This window comes from Neobacillus sp. PS2-9, assembly GCF_030915525.1.
Taxonomy (GTDB): domain Bacteria; phylum Bacillota; class Bacilli; order Bacillales; family Cytobacillaceae; genus Neobacillus.
This window is the reverse complement of sequence record NZ_CP133269.1, coordinates 4731576-4750000: the sequence shown is the minus strand read 5'-3', so window position 1 is coordinate 4750000 and position 18425 is coordinate 4731576. Positions and strand designations below refer to the sequence as shown.

The window sequence follows — 18425 nt, the reverse complement described above, 5'->3', positions numbered from 1 at the left end:
TTTGGCACCTCGATGTCGGCTCATCGCATCCTGGGGCTGTAGTCGGTCCCAAGGGTTGGGCTGTTCGCCCATTAAAGCGGTACGCGAGCTGGGTTCAGAACGTCGTGAGACAGTTCGGTCCCTATCCGTCGTGGGCGCAGGAAATTTGAGAGGAGCTGTCCTTAGTACGAGAGGACCGGGATGGACGCACCGCTGGTGTACCAGTTGTCTTGCCAAAGGCATCGCTGGGTAGCTATGTGCGGACGGGATAAGTGCTGAAAGCATCTAAGCATGAAGCCCCCCTCAAGATGAGATTTCCCATAGCGTCAAGCTAGTAAGAACCCTGAAAGATGATCAGGTTGATAGGTCAGAGGTGGAAGCGTGGTAACATGTGGAGCTGACTGATACTAATCGTTCGAGGACTTAACCAATTTTTAAAGCGAACTCGTAGTTTACAAACACTTCTTCTACATTATCTAGTTTTGAGGGAACGATACCTCAAAGTAAATAGTCTGGTAGCAATAGCGAGAAGGTCACACCCGTTCCCATACCGAACACGGAAGTTAAGCTTCTCAGCGCCGATGGTAGTTGGGACGAAAGTCCCTGTGAGAGTAGGACGTTGCCAGGCGAAGACAGGAATTTTCATTTCTGTCTTTTTTAATCCCTTATATGAGAGTTGGAAAAAAACTTTATGTTGTATCTTAGTGCAAAAAGTGTTAAGATATTAAAGTCGCTCTCAACAAGAGTGGGTTAGAAATGAGCAAATGGAAAACATTGTTCATTGAAAGAAAATAAGAATTGTGATAAGATAGTTTTTGTCGCTTCTTAATAAAGTGAATTTGTTCTTTGAAAACTAAACAAACAAAAACGTCAACAAACAAAAATTATTAGTTTTTTATGAAACTAAGCCAACGTAACAAAATGAGCTAATCAACTTTCTTGGAGAGTTTGATCCTGGCTCAGGACGAACGCTGGCGGCGTGCCTAATACATGCAAGTCGAGCGAACCACTTCGGTGGTTAGCGGCGGACGGGTGAGTAACACGTGGGCAACCTGCCTGTAAGACTGGGATAACTTCGGGAAACCGGAGCTAATACCGGATAATCCTTTTCCTCTCATGAGGAAAAGCTGAAAGTCGGTTTCGGCTGACACTTACAGATGGGCCCGCGGCGCATTAGCTAGTTGGTGAGGTAACGGCTCACCAAGGCGACGATGCGTAGCCGACCTGAGAGGGTGATCGGCCACACTGGGACTGAGACACGGCCCAGACTCCTACGGGAGGCAGCAGTAGGGAATCTTCCACAATGGACGAAAGTCTGATGGAGCAACGCCGCGTGAGCGATGAAGGCCTTCGGGTCGTAAAGCTCTGTTGTTAGGGAAGAACAAGTACCGGAGTAACTGCCGGTACCTTGACGGTACCTAACCAGAAAGCCACGGCTAACTACGTGCCAGCAGCCGCGGTAATACGTAGGTGGCAAGCGTTGTCCGGAATTATTGGGCGTAAAGCGCGCGCAGGCGGTCCTTTAAGTCTGATGTGAAAGCCCACGGCTCAACCGTGGAGGGTCATTGGAAACTGGGGACTTGAGTGCAGAAGAGGAAAGCGGAATTCCACGTGTAGCGGTGAAATGCGTAGAGATGTGGAGGAACACCAGTGGCGAAGGCGGCTTTCTGGTCTGTAACTGACGCTGAGGCGCGAAAGCGTGGGGAGCAAACAGGATTAGATACCCTGGTAGTCCACGCCGTAAACGATGAGTGCTAAGTGTTAGGGGGTTTCCGCCCCTTAGTGCTGCAGCTAACGCATTAAGCACTCCGCCTGGGGAGTACGGCCGCAAGGCTGAAACTCAAAGGAATTGACGGGGGCCCGCACAAGCGGTGGAGCATGTGGTTTAATTCGAAGCAACGCGAAGAACCTTACCAGGTCTTGACATCCTCTGACACTCCTAGAGATAGGACGTTCCCCTTCGGGGGACAGAGTGACAGGTGGTGCATGGTTGTCGTCAGCTCGTGTCGTGAGATGTTGGGTTAAGTCCCGCAACGAGCGCAACCCTTGATCTTAGTTGCCAGCATTCAGTTGGGCACTCTAAGGTGACTGCCGGTGACAAACCGGAGGAAGGTGGGGATGACGTCAAATCATCATGCCCCTTATGACCTGGGCTACACACGTGCTACAATGGATGGTACAAAGGGCTGCAAGACCGCGAGGTTTAGCCAATCCCATAAAACCATTCTCAGTTCGGATTGTAGGCTGCAACTCGCCTACATGAAGCCGGAATCGCTAGTAATCGCGGATCAGCATGCCGCGGTGAATACGTTCCCGGGCCTTGTACACACCGCCCGTCACACCACGAGAGTTTGTAACACCCGAAGTCGGTGGGGTAACCGCAAGGAGCCAGCCGCCTAAGGTGGGACAGATGATTGGGGTGAAGTCGTAACAAGGTAGCCGTATCGGAAGGTGCGGCTGGATCACCTCCTTTCTAAGGATATAAGCTGGACATATGAGCCAGACAAAACATGTTTGTTTGATTGTTTCTTGTTTGTTTAGTTTTGAGAGTGCAATTTCTCTCAAAACATCGTTCTTTGAAAACTAGATAATCGTAATGAAGAAGTCAAGTAAATACATCGAGTAATCGCCATTTTAGTTTTCTCTCTTATTAAATTAAGAGAAACAAACCTTTCAGGTTAAGTTAGAAAGGGCGCACGGTGAATGCCTTGGCACTAGGAGCCGATGAAGGACGGGACTAACACCGATATGCTTCGGGAGCTGTAAGTAAGCTTTGATCCGGAGATTTCCGAATGGGGGAACCCACTGTTCGTAATGGAACAGTATCTTTACCTGAATACATAGGGTATTGAAGGCATACCCGGGGAACTGAAACATCTAAGTACCCGGAGGAAGAGAAAGCAAACGCGATTCCCTGAGTAGCGGCGAGCGAAACGGGACATAGCCCAAACCAAGAGGCTTGCCTCTTGGGGTTGTAGGACACTCAACATGGAGTTACAAAGGAACGGGGTAGATGAAGCGGCCTGGAAAGGCCCGTCAGAGAAGGTAAAAACCCTGTAGTCGAAACTTCGTTCCCTCCTGAGTGGATCCTGAGTACGGCCGGACACGAGAAATCCGGTCGGAAGCAGGGAGGACCATCTCCCAAGGCTAAATACTCCCTAGTGACCGATAGTGAACCAGTACCGTGAGGGAAAGGTGAAAAGCACCCGGAAGGGGAGTGAAATAGTTCCTGAAACCGTGTGCCTACAAGTAGTTAGAGCCCGTTAATGGGTGATAGCGTGCCTTTTGTAGAATGAACCGGCGAGTTACGATCCCATGCAAGGTTAAGTTGAAGAGACGGAGCCGCAGCGAAAGCGAGTCTGAATAGGGCGATTGAGTATGTGGTCGTAGACCCGAAACCAGGTGATCTACCCATGTCCAGGGTGAAGTCCAGGTAACACTGGATGGAGGCCCGAACCCACGCACGTTGAAAAGTGCGGGGATGAGGTGTGGGTAGCGGAGAAATTCCAATCGAACTTGGAGATAGCTGGTTCTCTCCGAAATAGCTTTAGGGCTAGCCTCACGTAGTTAGAGTCTTGGAGGTAGAGCACTGTTTGGACTAGGGGCCCTCATCGGGTTACCGAATTCAGACAAACTCCGAATGCCAAAGACTTATCCGTGGGAGTCAGACTGCGAGTGATAAGATCCGTAGTCAAAAGGGAAACAGCCCAGACCACCAGCTAAGGTCCCAAAGTTTACGTTAAGTGGAAAAGGATGTGGAGTTGCTTAGACAACCAGGATGTTGGCTTAGAAGCAGCCACCATTTAAAGAGTGCGTAATAGCTCACTGGTCGAGTGACTCTGCGCCGAAAATGTACCGGGGCTAAACGTAACACCGAAGCTGTGGATTGACATCTTAGATGTCAGTGGTAGGAGAGCGTTCTAAGGGCGTTGAAGCTAGACCGTAAGGACTGGTGGAGCGCTTAGAAGTGAGAATGCCGGTATGAGTAGCGAAAGATGAGTGAGAATCTCATCCACCGTATGCCTAAGGTTTCCTGAGGAAGGCTCGTCCGCTCAGGGTTAGTCGGGACCTAAGCCGAGGCCGAAAGGCGTAGGCGATGGACAACAGGTTGATATTCCTGTACCACCTCTTTATCGTTTGAGTGATGGGGGACGCAGGAGGATAGGGTAAGCGCGCTGTTGGATATGCGCGTCTAAGCAGTTAGGCTGGAAAGTAGGAAAATCCGCTTTCCGTAAAGGCTGAGCTGTGATAGCGAGGGAAATTTAGTACCGAAGTTCCTGATTCCACACTGCCAAGAAAAGCCTCTAGCGAGATAAAAGGTGCCCGTACCGCAAACCGACACAGGTAGGCGAGGAGAGAATCCTAAGGTGAGCGAGAGAACTCTCGTTAAGGAACTCGGCAAAATGACCCCGTAACTTCGGGAGAAGGGGTGCTTTTTGAGGTGAATAGCCTCGAAGAGCCGCAGTGAATAGGCCCAGGCGACTGTTTAGCAAAAACACAGGTCTCTGCGAAGCCGCAAGGCGAAGTATAGGGGCTGACGCCTGCCCGGTGCTGGAAGGTTAAGAGGAGGGGTTAGCGCGAGCGAAGCTCTGAATCGAAGCCCCAGTAAACGGCGGCCGTAACTATAACGGTCCTAAGGTAGCGAAATTCCTTGTCGGGTAAGTTCCGACCCGCACGAAAGGCGTAACGATCTGGGCACTGTCTCAACGAGAGACTCGGTGAAATTATAGTACCTGTGAAGATGCAGGTTACCCGCGACAGGACGGAAAGACCCCGTGGAGCTTTACTGTAGCCTGATATTGAATTTTGGTACAGCTTGTACAGGATAGGTAGGAGCCTGAGAAACCGGAGCGCTAGCTTCGGTGGAGGCGTCGGTGGGATACTACCCTGGCTGTATTGAAATTCTAACCCGCACCCCTTATCGGGGTGGGAGACAGTGTCAGGTGGGCAGTTTGACTGGGGCGGTCGCCTCCTAAAGAGTAACGGAGGCGCCCAAAGGTTCCCTCAGAATGGTTGGAAATCATTCGTAGAGTGTAAAGGCACAAGGGAGCTTGACTGCGAGACCTACAAGTCGAGCAGGGACGAAAGTCGGGCTTAGTGATCCGGTGGTTCCGCATGGAAGGGCCATCGCTCAACGGATAAAAGCTACCCCGGGGATAACAGGCTTATCTCCCCAAGAGTCCACATCGACGGGGAGGTTTGGCACCTCGATGTCGGCTCATCGCATCCTGGGGCTGTAGTCGGTCCCAAGGGTTGGGCTGTTCGCCCATTAAAGCGGTACGCGAGCTGGGTTCAGAACGTCGTGAGACAGTTCGGTCCCTATCCGTCGTGGGCGCAGGAAATTTGAGAGGAGCTGTCCTTAGTACGAGAGGACCGGGATGGACGCACCGCTGGTGTACCAGTTGTCTTGCCAAAGGCATCGCTGGGTAGCTATGTGCGGACGGGATAAGTGCTGAAAGCATCTAAGCATGAAGCCCCCCTCAAGATGAGATTTCCCATAGCGTCAAGCTAGTAAGAACCCTGAAAGATGATCAGGTTGATAGGTCAGAGGTGGAAGCGTGGTAACATGTGGAGCTGACTGATACTAATCGTTCGAGGACTTAACCAATTTTTAAAGCGAACTCGTAGTTTACAAACACTTCTTCTACATTATCTAGTTTTGAGGGAACGATACCTCAAAGTAAATAGTCTGGTAGCAATAGCGAGAAGGTCACACCCGTTCCCATACCGAACACGGAAGTTAAGCTTCTCAGCGCCGATGGTAGTTGGGACGAAAGTCCCTGTGAGAGTAGGACGTTGCCAGGCTAAACTTTATTTTTTGGCGATTAAGGCGTCAAGATTTAAAGTGGCCCCTTGGTCAAGCGGTTAAGACACCGCCCTTTCACGGCGGTAACACGGGTTCGAATCCCGTAGGGGTCACCATTATTGGAGGATTAGCTCAGCTGGGAGAGCATCTGCCTTACAAGCAGAGGGTCGGCGGTTCGATCCCGTCATCCTCCACCATATATTTTTCTTAAAATACATGCCGGGGTAGCTCAATTGGTAGAGCAACTGACTTGTAATCAGTAGGTTGGGGGTTCAAGTCCTCTCGCCGGCACCACTTTACTTTTCATTTATTCGCGCCCTTAGCTCAGCTGGATAGAGTGTTTGACTACGAATCAAAAGGTCGGGAGTTCGAATCTCTCAGGGCGCACTTTAACGGGAAGTAGCTCAGCTTGGTAGAGCACTTGGTTTGGGACCAAGGGGTCGCAGGTTCGAATCCTGTCTTCCCGACCAGTCCTAACTATTTAATAATTTTGGGGCCTTAGCTCAGCTGGGAGAGCGCCTGCCTTGCACGCAGGAGGTCAGCGGTTCGATCCCGCTAGGCTCCACCTTAATTAAATTTTATATTTGGCGGTGTAGCTCAGCTGGCTAGAGCGTACGGTTCATACCCGTAAGGTCGGGGGTTCGATCCCCTCCGCCGCTACCATATATGTACGGAGGAATACCCAAGTTTGGCTGAAGGGATCGGTCTTGAAAACCGACAGGCGGGTCATACCGCGCGGGGGTTCGAATCCCTCTTCCTCCTCCATTATATTTTTACAAAACAATATTCTATTGTCGCGGGGTGGAGCACGTTCGAATAAGCTTCTTCGAATGATCTACAGCGCAACGATTGAGCCACAGCTTGAATATGCTTTCCGAAATCGGGGCGGTCTTCAAACTAAGGGTATGCACAAAATGTAATATTTTTATTGTCGCGGGGTGGAGCAGTCCGGTAGCTCGTCGGGCTCATAACCCGAAGGTCGCAGGTTCAAATCCTGTCCCCGCAATATGGTCTGGTAGTTCAGTTGGTTAGAATGCCTGCCTGTCACGCAGGAGGTCGCGGGTTCGAGTCCCGTCCAGACCGCCATTTTTCTAGATATATTAAATCTAAATATGCGGGTGTAGTTTACTGGTAAAACCTCAGCCTTCCAAGCTGATGTAGTGGGTTCGATTCCCATCACCCGCTCCATTTAGGGGCCTATAGCTCAGCTGGTTAGAGCGCACGCCTGATAAGCGTGAGGTCGATGGTTCGAGTCCATTTAGGCCCACTAGAAAAGGAAAAAGCGATTGCTATTAAGCAGTCGCTTTTTTTGTGTTTATTTCAATTCAAATTTTAAGCTGCCTCGAGTAGTTCCTTTTCTCTTTCCACTTCTAATGCTGATACAATGTAAGCAAACCCATTCATTAAAAAGTAAATAACATTGGACTGTACCCGTTCAGTTTCTCCTAAATAGGTATTTACGATAATGGTAACAGAGTATAATATGACAAAAAATAAAGCAATTTTATTGAAAATATTCATTCAACCGACCCCTTTTTTAGGATTCTTATTTTAATCATATTTGTTATTAGCGTATCTTATGCAAGCCACATTCCAATTGCCTATTCAACAGCTCAATTTTAATTAAGAAGAAAGGAGCTATTCCAGATGTCATTTTCCTTCGATCACTTAGTGGTATTTCTAAAAAAGCCAGAGGAGGCACTAGTACCTTTATACGAGAAAGGAATTCATGCGATTAATGGGGGTCATCATCAATGGTGGGGAACCTATAACTCTTTATCCTATTTTGGGTTAAGCTATATTGAATTTTTAGGAATTGAAGATTTATCAATTGCGGTGAAACAAAGAAATAATCGATTGATTACAGAAATTGTGGAGAAACTCTCAAAACAAGGGCATGAGGGTCCTGCTAAAATAGCGATTCGAACAAGAGAGATTCAACAATTAGCTACAAAGCTCAAAGCAGAGGGACGTACAGTGTATGGTCCATTCCCTGGTGAACGGGTTCGAGTTGATGGGCAAATAATTAAGTGGTCACTTTTATTTTTAGAAAATAACCCCAATGAACTTACCATGCCATTTTTCATCGAATGGGAAAAGTCTGATGAAGAGAGGTTTTTAGATTTAAAAGAGCAAGAATTAATAGGTAACCCAGCTTTTAAAAGTGTAGGCTTTGTGGTTCATAACTTAGAAAATACCATAACCAAGTGGGGGGAATTATTAAAGCTTCAGCCGTGTGAGGAATTTATTGATGCTGCCATGAATGCTAGATGCCAAAAACTAGACCTTTCAGGCACAAGTCTATTGTTCTGTACACCACTTGGAGAGGGACCAGCCAAAAAGGTATTAGAGGAAAAAGGAGAGACTCCTTTCCTATTAAATCTTGAGGGAACAAGTCAGACTGGTATGTTTGAGATGTTCGGTGGAGTATGGAGGGTGCAATAACCTAGAGGGAGTGTAGAAGGTAAACTAGTATGGTTTGCCTTTTTTGTATGTCCTTTTTTCAAAGGATGGTTTACTTTTTCACAGGAGATACTACAAGCATTCGAGTTGAATTTGAAGGAGTGTCTAAATGGACTTACAAAGTGGAAAGTTTTATTGGGAAACAACCTTACCAAATACCACTACATATCCTGTTTTAGAGGAAGACATATGCTGCGATGTTCTTATCATAGGAGGCGGAAGTTCTGGGGCGCAATGTGCCTACTATCTAAGTGAGACAGACCTAGATGTTGTAGTGGTCGATAAACGTATTATTGGTACGGGAAGTACAAGTGTAAATACGGCTCTTATTCAGTATTTGGGAGATAAAATGCTATTTGAATTAGTAAATACCTTTGGAGAGGAAACTGCAATTCATCATACAAAGCTGTGCGAAGAAGCGATTAATGATATAGAACGAACGTCTCAAAGGATGGATATGGACCCTGAATTTTATAGGAGGGATAGTCTCTATTATGCGAGTGATCGGGCAGGGATAGATAAACTTAATAAAGAGTTCTATTACTTGCAAAAACATAAATTTAAAGTGGATTACCTAACAGAGAGGCAGATTAGTGAACGCTACCCCTTCAAAAAAGAAGCGGCTCTATATTTATATCATGATGGTGAAATTAATCCACTTAAGTATAATCATGGACTCCTTTTAGAAGCTCAGAAAAAGGGAGTTCGGATCTTTGAGAAAACAAGAATCAATGGGAAACAATTTCAAAAAGATGGTGCCACCTTTTTTACTGAAAATGGCTATTCCATAAAGGCGCGACACGTCATTATTGCTGCAGGATACGAGGGATTGGAATTTATGAAAGATAAAAATGCGGTTATATCAAGCTCGTTTGCAGTTGTTACTAATCAGGTAGAGAGCTTTACAGATTGGTATAAGCAAACTCTTATTTGGGAGACAGCACGCCCCTATATTTATATGCGAACGACGGGAGATAACCGAGTGATTATTGGTGGATTAGATGACAATACCACCTATGCTGATGATCGCGATTCTAAGATTATGCATAAGAAAGATAAGTTAATTGAGGAGTTTAACAAACTTTTTCCTACTATCGAGGTATATCCAGAATACTATTTAGGAGCCTTTTACGGTGGGACACATGATGGCTTGCCTATGATTGGGCAATATGATGAGTTCCCCAATTGTTATTTTGTATTTGCAATGGAGATAATGGACTTGTATACAGCGGGGGAATGGCAAAAATTTTGAGAGATGTTATAGCAAAAGGGGCCCATTCTGCTATGAGTCTGTATCATCAGAGTCGATCTGCGGCTGCATTTAATAAAAAATAGCTGTTTTTTCGTAGTTTTAGGTTAGTTTCTCTGTGATAGTTAGTGTAAAATTACACCATATCGGCGAATTTCATAGGTTTATCGGCGAATTCAGGCTGTTTATCAGCGAATCCAATTTAACACCACAAATTTTAAAGGCGAACAGAATACAACTGTTCGCCTAACTCAGCTTCTTACTTTATTTTCGCTACAATCTTCCCCTTCACATGTCGTTCGGAGAGACGGGATAGTGCTTCAGGTACTTGTTCAAGTGTGACTACTTCTTTTAACATAGAAGAAATTTTTCCTTCTGCCAATAATGCCAGCATTTCGTTCCCCATCACTCCTAAATCCTCTTGTGCCTTTCGATCACCGGATTGATGGGCAGGTCCAAGCGCAATCTCATGAAAAGAAATTGCTTTGGTAAAAGGCTTCACCTGTGTGTAATCAGGGGCACCAGAAATATGAACGATATGTCCTAAAAAGGCGAGCATTTCCAATGAATCGGTGGCACTTTGACGGCTAACTGCATCAATAACGGCATCTACCCCACGGCCATTGGTGACTTCCATTACCTGCGCCTTCACATCTTCTTCCCGATAATCGATAACATAGTCCGCACCAAGTGATTGCACATACTCGTGATTATGGCGAGAAGCCGTTGAGATAACTGTTTTACCGGCCCACTTCGCTAATTGAACTGCAAAACCACCTACACCACCAGCACCGCCGTGAATCAGAAGGGTATCAATGTGGTTCATTGGAAGCTTACGGAATAAGGATTGATAAGCAGTATATCCGGCTGTCGGCAAAGCCGCAGCATCTTCGAATGTTACTTGATCTGGAATCCGTGAAACGGTATGAGCAGTTGTCACTGCGTATTCAGCAAATCCGCCTTTTTTCGTCAGGTCACCATGATAGACTACTCGATCGCCTTTTGCCCAACTAGTTACACCTTCGCCTACTTCTGCAACTACCCCAGCAACATCTAATCCTAGAATATGAGGGTATGTCCAATTTGGATTACCGCCTGTTGCCGTTTTATAATCAACCGGATTGAGTCCTACTGCATGAACCTCAATCAATAACTCACCTGCACTTGGTTTCGGAATAACTATTTCTTCTACCTTCATCTCTTTCCAAAGACCTTTTTCATGTATAAGCAATGCTTTCATCAAGATCATCCTTTGTTAAAAATTGTTAATCTAATTTTTCCAACATAGTTAATAATATATACTGTCACAAGAAAACTGAACTTTTCTTAGTTGACTAAAATGATAATCCATGTTAATTTGTATATGCAAATGAAAAGAGGGACTGAGCAATAATGAATGAAGAAGAACAAATATTAATTCATTGTTTATATTTTACAGCAAGCCGTTTTGCTCGTAATATTTCAAAATTGGCAGAGAAGACGTTCGATTTCGGGGAACTTGCACCTTCTTATTTATACATGATTATGATTGTAAAATTCCATCCCGAGATCAATCAAAAAGATTTATGCCATAAGCTTTCCATTGCTCCTTCGACCAGTACGCGGTTTATAGATAAACTAGAAAAACTTAAGCTGGTTACACGAAAAATGGATGGAAAACAAACGCATATCTCTTTAACAGATGAAGGAGAAAAAGTATACCATCAATTCCGTGTTTCATTAAAAGAATTGTTCTTGGGTTATTCCGACATTTTAGGACGAGAATTCAGTATGGATTTAAGCAAGATGCTTCATGAAGCAAGCAATAAGTTAGAAAAAGAACTATAATTTTTTTGCCCTATGATTTGCATATACAAATATAGCTGGTTTAGAAACTTGAATATGGAGGCCATTTTATGAAAGAAAAAGTATTGTTGATTGTCGGTGCAGGGCCTGGAATTAGCTTAAGTACTGCAAAGAAATTCGGCAAGGAAGGCTTTAAAATTGCCCTTGTATCACGACGTATAGATGCTTTACAGAAGTACGAAGAAGAGCTACGAGCTGAAGGAATTACGGCAAATGTCTTTCCGGGGGATGTTTCATCAGAAGTATCTTTAAAAGCAGCAATAGACTCAGTGATTAAAGTTTACGGAAAAATTGATGTTCTATTATACAACGCGGCAGCAGTTAGACTAGGTAAGCCGACAACATTAAGCATAGATGACTTAGTTAAAGATTTTAAAATCAATGTGGCTGGGGCCCTTTCAAGTGTAAAAGAAGTCCTTCCTTACCTTGAAAACGGAACGATCCTTTTAACTGGCGGAGGGTTGGCGATTCATCCATTTGCTGATTATGCATCCTTAGCGATTGGCAAAGCAGGCATTCGCAGCTTAGCACATAGCTTACATCAAGAATTAAGTGTCAAAGGTGTTTATGTCGGAACTCTAACAATTAAAGGGTTTGTTAAAGAAGGAACGTACTACTCACCTGAAAATATTGCAGATACTTTTTATAGCATGTATGAAACAAAAAAAGAAGTGGAAGTAATTTTTGAAGAAAAGTAATATTTTTTTAACCATTCATTTGTATATACAAACATACTGCTAACTAAAACATTGTAAAGAAAGACAAACTAAATTATTCGGATGATAACGGAGACTAAATGATGAAAACACTTGTAATTATTACTCACCCTAATCTTGAGCAATCTAGAATTAATCGTGCATGGATGGAAGAGTTGGAAAAGCATGAAGAGTTAACCATCCATACACTTTATGAAGCATACCCTGATGGAAAAATAAATGTTGAAAATGAGCAAAAACTATTAGAGGCGCATGATCGTATTATTCTTCAATTTCCATTCTACTGGTACAGCACACCACCGTTGTTAAAGCAATTGCTGGATGAAGTGCTTTCCTATGGATGGGCATATGGAGAAGGCGGCGACAAGCTTCACGGAAAAGAACTAGGACTTGCGATTTCTACCTTTGGTCCAGCAGATTCTTATCAGCCGACAGGATACAATCATTTTACGATGGAGACATTAACCACACCTTTACAACAAACAAGTAATTTAATTGGTACACGATTTATGCCGTTATTCGTGTTGAATGGTGTTGCCTATGTTACAGATGAACAGCTGGCACAAAGCGCAAAAGAATACGTAGAATACGTTCTTCAACCGTCATTAATTGAAGCTTAGACCATTTTAATAGAGGTGTTTTGATAAAAAATACCTCACCTATATTTTTTAAACAATCACTTGTATATACAAATATAAAGGAGAATTCATCATGAAGACATTAGTTATTGTCGCACATCCAAACTTAAAAAACTCAGTCATAAACAAAATGTGGGCTGATCGATTACATCAAGAAAAAGATATTACGGTGCATGAATTATACGCAGCCTACCCTGATGGAAAAATTGACGCCGCTCATGAACAAAAACTATTGCTTGATCACGACAGAATTGTCTTCCAGTTCCCATTCTACTGGTACAGCAGTCCTTCTCTATTAAAGGAGTGGCAGGATGTTGTTCTCACTTACGGATGGGCATATGGCTCAGAAGGAACAAAATTACGTGGAAAAGAATTTATGCTGGCGATTTCTACTGGCGGACCGGAAGCAGCCTATCAAGCAGGAGGCTACAATCACTACAGCATGAGTGAGTTAACGAAGCCATTCCAAGCCACTGCAAACCTGACAGGAATGCGCTTTTTACCAACATATACAGCACAAGGTGTCCGTTTCCTAACTAGCGAGCAAGTTCGAGAAAGCGCGGAAAAATTAGTAGAACAGTTAAAAGCTTCATATTAATCTTTTGGCTGTTTTCGCGAAGTTTGTTGTTATTAATATTAGATTCATCAACCCTGTCAGAAGTTGGCTCATGTTCTGATAGAGTTGACCAAAAAATTCATTAACCCAGTCAGAAGTTGGCTCATGTTCTGACAGTGTTGATCAAAAATTTATCAACCTTGTCAGAAGTTACTTTTAAATGAGGAACAAAAATTGATAGAGAGCAACAACGTATACGAAAAGAGGGCTGTTTCATGAAGTATAAATTACTAGGCAAAAGCGGATTAAGAGTATCAGAGTTAGCATTAGGTACAATGACGTTTGGGGAAGATTGGGGTTTTGGTGCGTCAAAGGAAGAAAGTCAAAAAATCTTTCAAGCATTCGTAGAAGCAGGTGGGAATTTTATCGATACGGCAGTAAATTATACGAATGGAACCAGTGAGAAATATGTGGGAGAGTTTATCCGCGAACAACGAGAGCAATATGTAGTGGCAACAAAATATACACTCAACACTCGTCCAAACGATCCGAATGGGGGCGGAAACCATCGGAAAAATCTTGTCCAATCCGTTGAAAAGAGCTTAAAGCAGCTTCAGACAGATTACATTGATTTACTATGGCTCCATGCATGGGATTTCATGACTCCTGTAGAAGAAGTAATGAGAGCACTTGATGATTTAGTTCGTTCAGGAAAAATCCTTTATATCGGAATCTCAGATACGCCTGCTTGGATTGTTTCTCAAGCCAATATGTTAGCCTCCTTACGTGGATGGACTCCATTTATCGGCTTGCAGGTAGAATACAATTTATTGCAACGGACTCCAGAAAGAGATTTATTACCTATGGCGCGAGCACTTGATATAGGTGTGACTGCTTGGGCGCCGATGGCAGGTGGTGCATTAACAGGAAAATATAATAACCCTTCCGCTGAAAACGGTAGATTATCTCCGCAAAGTACACGATTAAATGAAAGAAACCGAGCGATTGCTGCAGTCGTGGAAGAAGTGGCGAAGGAACTTAACGTTTCACCTGCCCAAGTAGCATTAAACTGGGTGCACCAGCAGTCAGGAACTGTGATTCCACTAATTGGGGCAAAACGCGAAAAACAAATGAAAGATAATTTGGGAAGTTTATCCTTCCAGCTTTCAGATGAACATCTTAGCCAACTAAGTGACGCAAGCAAAATTGAACTAGGGTTTCCTCATGATTTCCTTGCATCCGAACCTGTGTTAAATGCGATTCATGGCAAAACGTATGGGAAAATTGAAAAAAGAACTTACTAATTAGAATAGTTTAAGGGGAGAATTCCATGAAGGGGAAAACTTGTTTAATTACAGGCGGTAACTCAGGGATAGGCAAAGCAACAGCAATGGAATTAGCAAAAAAAGGGGCAACGATTGTTCTGTTGTGCCGAAATGAAGAACGAGGACAAAAAGCGCGCCAAGAAATCCTTGAAAATACAGGCAACAGCCATGTAGACCTGCTTTTTGCAGATTTATCCTCTCAACTTTCAGTTAAACAAGCTGCAGAAGATTTTAAGAAAAAGTATAACAAGCTAGATGTACTCATCAACAATGCTGCTGTCTTTTTATCAAAGCGTTCTGAAACAGAAGATGGGATTGAAACGACCTTTGCCACGAATTATTTATCCCATTTCATCCTCACACATCTATTACTAGATTCGCTTGAAGCAAGCGGTGAGGGGCGCATTATTAATGTAGCATCTAAACATAATGGGATTAAAATGAACTTTGATGACCTCATGACCAAGCAAAACTATGCATTTTTCAGAGCGGTCGGTCCGACAAAGTTAGGATTAATCTTGTTTACAAACGAGCTTTCGAAACGCCTTGCAGGAAAGCCTATTACCGTCAACAGCCTGCACCCTGGAATTATTCGATCCAATCTTATGCATGACATGCCATGGGGTCTTCGGACATTATTCAAGACACTCTCAGCTAGAGCTGAAAAAGGTGCAGTGACACCTGTCTATCTTGCTTCCTCTCCCGCTGTTGAAGGTGTAAGTGGAAAGTTCTTTTTCAACTGTAAAGAAGCAGAAACCACTGATGCTGCAAAAGACCAAGAATCAGCACGGAAACTGTGGGACATTAGCATGAGCTTAATCAAGCCTGGAATTCTCTAAAATAGGAATTGTTTATTTCAAATGTTGTCCTTTTGGGAGTTTTTATAAGTATTGGTATTCGGACAGAGCAAGCAGAAAACAACCAAGGATAGTCTGAATGCAAGGGTTATTTGGACAGGGCAAGTGGAATGAGTAAGATAAACTAGAGAAAGTGACATCGAGAAAAAAATTCTGATGGCACTTTCTCTTTACATATCACTTTACAATCCCAGAAAGAATCAAATTCCAAACAATCTCAAATTCCTGCTCAATGGTAGGTGAGGCCCATTCTTTTGCAAGGGCAGGATGATGGAAACGAGCCGTTGCCATAAAGACACCATTAGCTGTGCCTGCAGCATCCGATGATTTAAATTCTCCACTAGCAATTCCAGCTTCGACAATGGGAATGATTTGTCCAATCAATTCTTGAATATGGGTATCGACGGCTTCCACCGACTCTTCCACAAGCATCGAGTACATGGCAAATAACGCCGGGTCTTCCTTCACCTTGGAATGTTTAATCTGAATCAGCGTCTTTACCCATAAATATAAACGCTCGGTTGCAGAGCAATTCTGTTTAAAAACAGCCGCTAATGGTTCCGAAATACTATGAAGCCATCTTTCCGCCACCGCTTCCTTTAATGCTGCCTTACTAGGATAATGACGATAAATAGTTCCGTGACTAACATTTAATGCCCGAGCAACATCAACCACACTGGTTTTCTCAGGACCAAATCGGCGAAGGACTTCCTCCGCCGTATCTAGGATCGTTTCTTTGGTTAAGATTTGATCAGCCACTTTATTCTACTCCGAGTTGGTTCATTTGTTCTGCAGCATAACGAGTGCCAGCAACGGCTTCTGGTGGAACAGCCGCTTTAATTCTTTCGAGGTCAGCAGGACTTAACTTTAAGTTCACCGCATCAAGGGCATCTTGAAGCTGAGACTGTTTACGCGCACCAATTAACGGAATGACATCCTCTCCGCGTGAAAGAACCCAAGCGATCGCAAGCTGTGCTACGTTGGTTTGTTTTTCCTCAGCGATTACACGCAACGCCTCAACTAATGCTAAATTCTTATCTAAATTTTCACCCATAAAGCGTGGGGCGAAAGAACGGAAGTCAGGTGCTCCCTGGCGCTCCTTCGACCATTTTCCACTTAATAATCCTCGTGACAAGACACCATATGCGGAAAGACTGATCCCTAGTTCACGTAAGGTTGGTAGTATTTCTTTTTCAATACCACGGCTAAATAGGGAATATTCAATTTGGAGCCAACTAATTGGATGAACAGCATGTGCACGACGAATTGTGTCTGCATTTGCCTCTGAAAGACCAATGTTTCTCACATAGCCCGCTTTCACCATGTCAGCAATTGCACCTACAGTTTCTTCAATAGGAACATTCGGATCGACACGTGCTGGTTGATACAAGTCAATATAATCCACGCCTAAACGTTGTAACGTATAGGATAAGAAGTTCTTTACGGCCTGCGGACGGGTATCAACGCCAACCCAACCTCCATCCGGAGAACGCATGGCACCAAACTTAACCGCAATAAAGGCATTATCGCGTTTTGTTCCTTTTAGTGCTTCGTTTAAAAGTAATTCGTTGTGACCCACCCCATAGAAATCCCCAGTATCAAACAGGGTGACTCCGGCTTCAAGTGCAGCGTGAATCGTAGCGATACTTTCTTTCCGGTTAGCTTTCCCATAAAGGTCGGACATTCCCATACAGCCTAGTCCTATAGCAGAAACGGTTGGACCATTTTTTCCAAGTTGTTTATTTTGCATAAGTTACATACCTCCACTGATAAGTTGAATTTATTCTAGCAAAATCAATGACAATAATCAAATGACAAATTATGTTTTTTGTCATTTTTTTATTAGGGATTGAAACATTTATTTTTCAAAACAAGCAAATCTTATCTATTTTTCGTTCAAAGTGTAAGAAAATACAATGTATAATAAATCCCCTTTGAATGGAACAAGATAATTGATAAGTAAAGGAAATAAGCAAACATCGAAGGGGTCAACTTGAATGGTTTTATTCTTTTATATCGTCTTAAATGTGCTTGCTATATTTCTTTTTATCAAAAAAAAGAAGATGCTCCATATACTTGAAATCATCGTGTATTGGATGATCAGCACCTATCTCTATCAAAACTTCTCCGCGATATGTTTTATGAATTTTAAAACATTGATTGTCCCTGAAAAACAGAGCCTGGAGTTTTCCCATTTTATTAACCGTACAGTTCTTTTTCCTCTACTCATGGTCATCTTTCTTCACTACTTTCTTTTTTTAACAACATATTGGAAAAAGTTTCTGTTATTCGGTAGCTTCGTCTTCTTTTTAACAGGATTGGAATACTTATCAGACCTATTGGGTGTTCTGATTCATAAGAACTGGCGGGTTTGGTGGTCATTTGCTTATTGGGTGGCAACTCTATCGGTGTTACTTGTTTGTATGAAGGTCTTTCGCAGGATTCTTTATAAAGGGGGTAACCATCTATGAATTTTACCTTCGATTGGAATGATTGGTATTTCATTTTAACCACAGCTGCTATTATTGCTTTATTTTTACCTATTCGTAAATACTTTCCTACTGTTATTATCATTATTATTTGGGTATTCAATATTGGCTTTGTATCAACCATTGACTATTTCCTTTTAGCTACTCCCTTCAAACTATATATTTATGGTGATAATCCTACCTATGAGGCATCAGGTGCACTGTTTCATCTTTTTATGTATCCATGTGCCTCGTTACTCTTTTTATATGGCTATGACAAGTTTCAACTCTATGGAAAGAAGACATTTATGTATATTATAGGCTGGACTGGATTTTCACTGTTATTTGAATGGATTACTGTTAAAAATCATGCCCTAACCTATACAGGCTGGAAGCTCTATTATTCCATTCCTTTCTACCCGATAACAGCTGTTCTATTAATTCTTCTTTTTCGCTTTACAAAAAAGAAACTATTGGTGCTTCCGCTTCAAAATGATAATTAGTTGCAATCCTTTTTATTATT

General features: G+C 43.4%; 13 protein-coding genes, 12 tRNA genes, 5 rRNA genes and 1 pseudogene (1 of these 31 only partly in view). 27 read left to right on the top strand and 4 right to left on the bottom strand.

Annotated features, from left to right (window positions below; translation table 11 throughout):
* The 17 genes from RCG25_RS23795 to RCG25_RS23715 all read left to right on the top strand — a co-directional run.
* Nucleotides 1-410: ribosomal RNA gene (locus RCG25_RS23795) — 23S ribosomal RNA — on the top strand (it extends 2523 nt beyond the left edge of the window).
* 80 nt (nt 411-490) lie between these two features.
* Nucleotides 491-607, top strand: a 5S ribosomal RNA gene (gene rrf, locus RCG25_RS23790).
* A 308-nt stretch (nt 608-915) separates the two neighbouring features.
* Nucleotides 916-2452 (top strand): 16S ribosomal RNA (locus tag RCG25_RS23785).
* A gap of 203 nt (nt 2453-2655) precedes the next feature.
* Nucleotides 2656-5587 (top strand): 23S ribosomal RNA (locus tag RCG25_RS23780).
* An 80-nt stretch (nt 5588-5667) separates the two neighbouring features.
* Nucleotides 5668-5784, top strand: a 5S ribosomal RNA gene (rrf, locus tag RCG25_RS23775).
* The 16S, 23S and 5S rRNA genes sit together here with 12 tRNA genes alongside, the layout of an rRNA operon.
* Nucleotides 5785-5826: 42 nt before the next feature.
* A tRNA-Glu gene (locus tag RCG25_RS23770) sits at nt 5827-5901 on the top strand.
* 5 nt (nt 5902-5906) lie between these two features.
* A tRNA-Val gene (locus tag RCG25_RS23765) sits at nt 5907-5982 on the top strand.
* 21 nt (nt 5983-6003) lie between these two features.
* Nucleotides 6004-6079, top strand: a tRNA-Thr gene (locus RCG25_RS23760).
* 19 nt (nt 6080-6098) lie between these two features.
* A tRNA-Arg gene (locus RCG25_RS23755) sits at nt 6099-6172 on the top strand.
* 6 nt (nt 6173-6178) lie between these two features.
* Nucleotides 6179-6255: transfer RNA gene (locus RCG25_RS23750), tRNA-Pro, on the top strand.
* Between the two features lie 22 nt (nt 6256-6277).
* Nucleotides 6278-6350 (top strand) — tRNA-Ala (locus tag RCG25_RS23745).
* A gap of 21 nt (nt 6351-6371) precedes the next feature.
* Nucleotides 6372-6448: transfer RNA gene (locus RCG25_RS23740), tRNA-Met, on the top strand.
* 9 nt (nt 6449-6457) lie between these two features.
* Nucleotides 6458-6550 (top strand) — tRNA-Ser (locus RCG25_RS23735).
* A 167-nt stretch (nt 6551-6717) separates the two neighbouring features.
* Nucleotides 6718-6791: transfer RNA gene (locus tag RCG25_RS23730), tRNA-Met, on the top strand.
* 3 nt (nt 6792-6794) lie between these two features.
* Nucleotides 6795-6871, top strand: a tRNA-Asp gene (locus RCG25_RS23725).
* Nucleotides 6872-6899: 28 nt separating this feature from the next.
* Nucleotides 6900-6973, top strand: a tRNA-Gly gene (locus RCG25_RS23720).
* 5 nt (nt 6974-6978) lie between these two features.
* A tRNA-Ile gene (locus tag RCG25_RS23715) sits at nt 6979-7052 on the top strand.
* Between the two features lie 65 nt (nt 7053-7117).
* Here RCG25_RS23715 and RCG25_RS23710 read toward each other — a convergent pair.
* Nucleotides 7118-7306, bottom strand: a complete 189-nt coding sequence (locus RCG25_RS23710) for a hypothetical protein (RefSeq protein WP_308081275.1) — start codon at nt 7304-7306, stop codon at nt 7118-7120.
* A gap of 126 nt (nt 7307-7432) precedes the next feature.
* On the opposite strand from RCG25_RS23710, the gene RCG25_RS23705 reads away from it, so the two are divergent.
* Together RCG25_RS23705 and RCG25_RS23700 are read left to right on the top strand one after the other, a co-directional pair.
* Nucleotides 7433-8230 (top strand): VOC family protein, encoded by a 798-nt coding sequence (locus tag RCG25_RS23705; protein WP_308081274.1) that lies wholly within the window; start codon nt 7433-7435, stop codon nt 8228-8230.
* A 127-nt stretch (nt 8231-8357) separates the two neighbouring features.
* Nucleotides 8358-9583, top strand: a pseudogene (locus RCG25_RS23700) (NAD(P)/FAD-dependent oxidoreductase).
* A gap of 173 nt (nt 9584-9756) precedes the next feature.
* On the opposite strand, the gene RCG25_RS23695 reads toward RCG25_RS23700, so the two are convergent.
* Nucleotides 9757-10737 carry a zinc-binding dehydrogenase gene (locus RCG25_RS23695; protein WP_308081273.1) on the bottom strand — a complete coding sequence of 327 codons (981 nt, stop codon included), beginning with the start codon at nt 10735-10737 and terminating at the stop codon, nt 9757-9759.
* 152 nt (nt 10738-10889) lie between these two features.
* On the opposite strand from RCG25_RS23695, the gene RCG25_RS23690 reads away from it, so the two are divergent.
* The 6 genes from RCG25_RS23690 (at nt 10890) to RCG25_RS23665 (ending at nt 15416) form a co-directional block, all read left to right on the top strand.
* Nucleotides 10890-11324, top strand: a complete 435-nt coding sequence (locus tag RCG25_RS23690) for a MarR family winged helix-turn-helix transcriptional regulator (protein WP_308081272.1) — start codon at nt 10890-10892, stop codon at nt 11322-11324.
* Between the two features lie 68 nt (nt 11325-11392).
* On the top strand, nt 11393-12040 hold the full coding sequence (locus RCG25_RS23685; RefSeq protein WP_308081271.1) for an SDR family oxidoreductase: 648 nt from the start codon (nt 11393-11395) through the stop codon (nt 12038-12040).
* Nucleotides 12041-12141: 101 nt separating this feature from the next.
* Nucleotides 12142-12678, top strand: a complete 537-nt coding sequence (locus RCG25_RS23680; RefSeq protein WP_308084264.1) for an NAD(P)H-dependent oxidoreductase — start codon at nt 12142-12144, stop codon at nt 12676-12678.
* A gap of 91 nt (nt 12679-12769) precedes the next feature.
* Nucleotides 12770-13294 carry an NAD(P)H-dependent oxidoreductase gene (locus RCG25_RS23675; protein WP_308081270.1) on the top strand — a complete coding sequence of 175 codons (525 nt, stop codon included), beginning with the start codon at nt 12770-12772 and terminating at the stop codon, nt 13292-13294.
* A gap of 233 nt (nt 13295-13527) precedes the next feature.
* A complete protein-coding gene (locus tag RCG25_RS23670) occupies nt 13528-14556 on the top strand; it encodes an aldo/keto reductase (protein ID WP_308081269.1) in 1029 nt (342 codons plus the stop codon).
* A gap of 26 nt (nt 14557-14582) precedes the next feature.
* Nucleotides 14583-15416 (top strand): SDR family oxidoreductase, encoded by an 834-nt coding sequence (locus RCG25_RS23665; protein ID WP_308081268.1) that lies wholly within the window; start codon nt 14583-14585, stop codon nt 15414-15416.
* 195 nt (nt 15417-15611) lie between these two features.
* Here the strand turns inward: RCG25_RS23665 and RCG25_RS23660 are convergent, their stop codons facing one another.
* Together RCG25_RS23660 and RCG25_RS23655 are read right to left on the bottom strand one after the other, a co-directional pair.
* Entirely contained in the window at nt 15612-16193 is a 582-nt protein-coding gene (locus RCG25_RS23660) for a TetR/AcrR family transcriptional regulator (RefSeq protein ID WP_308081267.1), read from the bottom strand.
* A gap of 1 nt (nt 16194) precedes the next feature.
* Nucleotides 16195-17184 carry an aldo/keto reductase gene (locus RCG25_RS23655; protein WP_308081266.1) on the bottom strand — a complete coding sequence of 330 codons (990 nt, stop codon included), beginning with the start codon at nt 17182-17184 and terminating at the stop codon, nt 16195-16197.
* Nucleotides 17185-17431: 247 nt separating this feature from the next.
* On the opposite strand from RCG25_RS23655, the gene RCG25_RS23650 reads away from it, so the two are divergent.
* Both RCG25_RS23650 and RCG25_RS23645 read left to right on the top strand, forming a co-directional pair.
* A complete protein-coding gene (locus RCG25_RS23650; protein ID WP_308081265.1) occupies nt 17432-17905 on the top strand; it encodes a hypothetical protein in 474 nt (157 codons plus the stop codon).
* Entirely contained in the window at nt 17902-18405 is a 504-nt protein-coding gene (locus RCG25_RS23645) for a hypothetical protein (protein WP_308081264.1), read from the top strand. The genes RCG25_RS23650 and RCG25_RS23645 overlap by 4 nt, the downstream gene beginning before the upstream one ends.
* The last annotated feature ends 20 nt before the right edge of the window (nt 18406-18425 follow it).

What these genes read in the sequence shown, in the direction of transcription:
- RCG25_RS23710 (WP_308081275.1), bottom strand. Translation starts at nt 7,306, where the DNA reads ATGAATATTTTCAATAAAATTGCTTTATTTTTTGTCATATTATACTCT.
- RCG25_RS23705 (WP_308081274.1), top strand. Translation starts at nt 7,433, where the DNA reads ATGTCATTTTCCTTCGATCACTTAGTGGTATTTCTAAAAAAGCCAGAG.
- RCG25_RS23695 (WP_308081273.1), bottom strand. Translation starts at nt 10,737, where the DNA reads ATGAAAGCATTGCTTATACATGAAAAAGGTCTTTGGAAAGAGATGAAG.
- RCG25_RS23690 (WP_308081272.1), top strand. Translation starts at nt 10,890, where the DNA reads ATGAATGAAGAAGAACAAATATTAATTCATTGTTTATATTTTACAGCA.
- RCG25_RS23685 (WP_308081271.1), top strand. Translation starts at nt 11,393, where the DNA reads ATGAAAGAAAAAGTATTGTTGATTGTCGGTGCAGGGCCTGGAATTAGC.
- RCG25_RS23680 (WP_308084264.1), top strand. Translation starts at nt 12,142, where the DNA reads ATGAAAACACTTGTAATTATTACTCACCCTAATCTTGAGCAATCTAGA.
- RCG25_RS23675 (WP_308081270.1), top strand. Translation starts at nt 12,770, where the DNA reads ATGAAGACATTAGTTATTGTCGCACATCCAAACTTAAAAAACTCAGTC.
- RCG25_RS23670 (WP_308081269.1), top strand. Translation starts at nt 13,528, where the DNA reads ATGAAGTATAAATTACTAGGCAAAAGCGGATTAAGAGTATCAGAGTTA.
- RCG25_RS23665 (WP_308081268.1), top strand. Translation starts at nt 14,583, where the DNA reads ATGAAGGGGAAAACTTGTTTAATTACAGGCGGTAACTCAGGGATAGGC.
- RCG25_RS23655 (WP_308081266.1), bottom strand. Translation starts at nt 17,184, where the DNA reads ATGCAAAATAAACAACTTGGAAAAAATGGTCCAACCGTTTCTGCTATA.
- RCG25_RS23650 (WP_308081265.1), top strand. Translation starts at nt 17,432, where the DNA reads ATGGTTTTATTCTTTTATATCGTCTTAAATGTGCTTGCTATATTTCTT.
- RCG25_RS23645 (WP_308081264.1), top strand. Translation starts at nt 17,902, where the DNA reads ATGAATTTTACCTTCGATTGGAATGATTGGTATTTCATTTTAACCACA.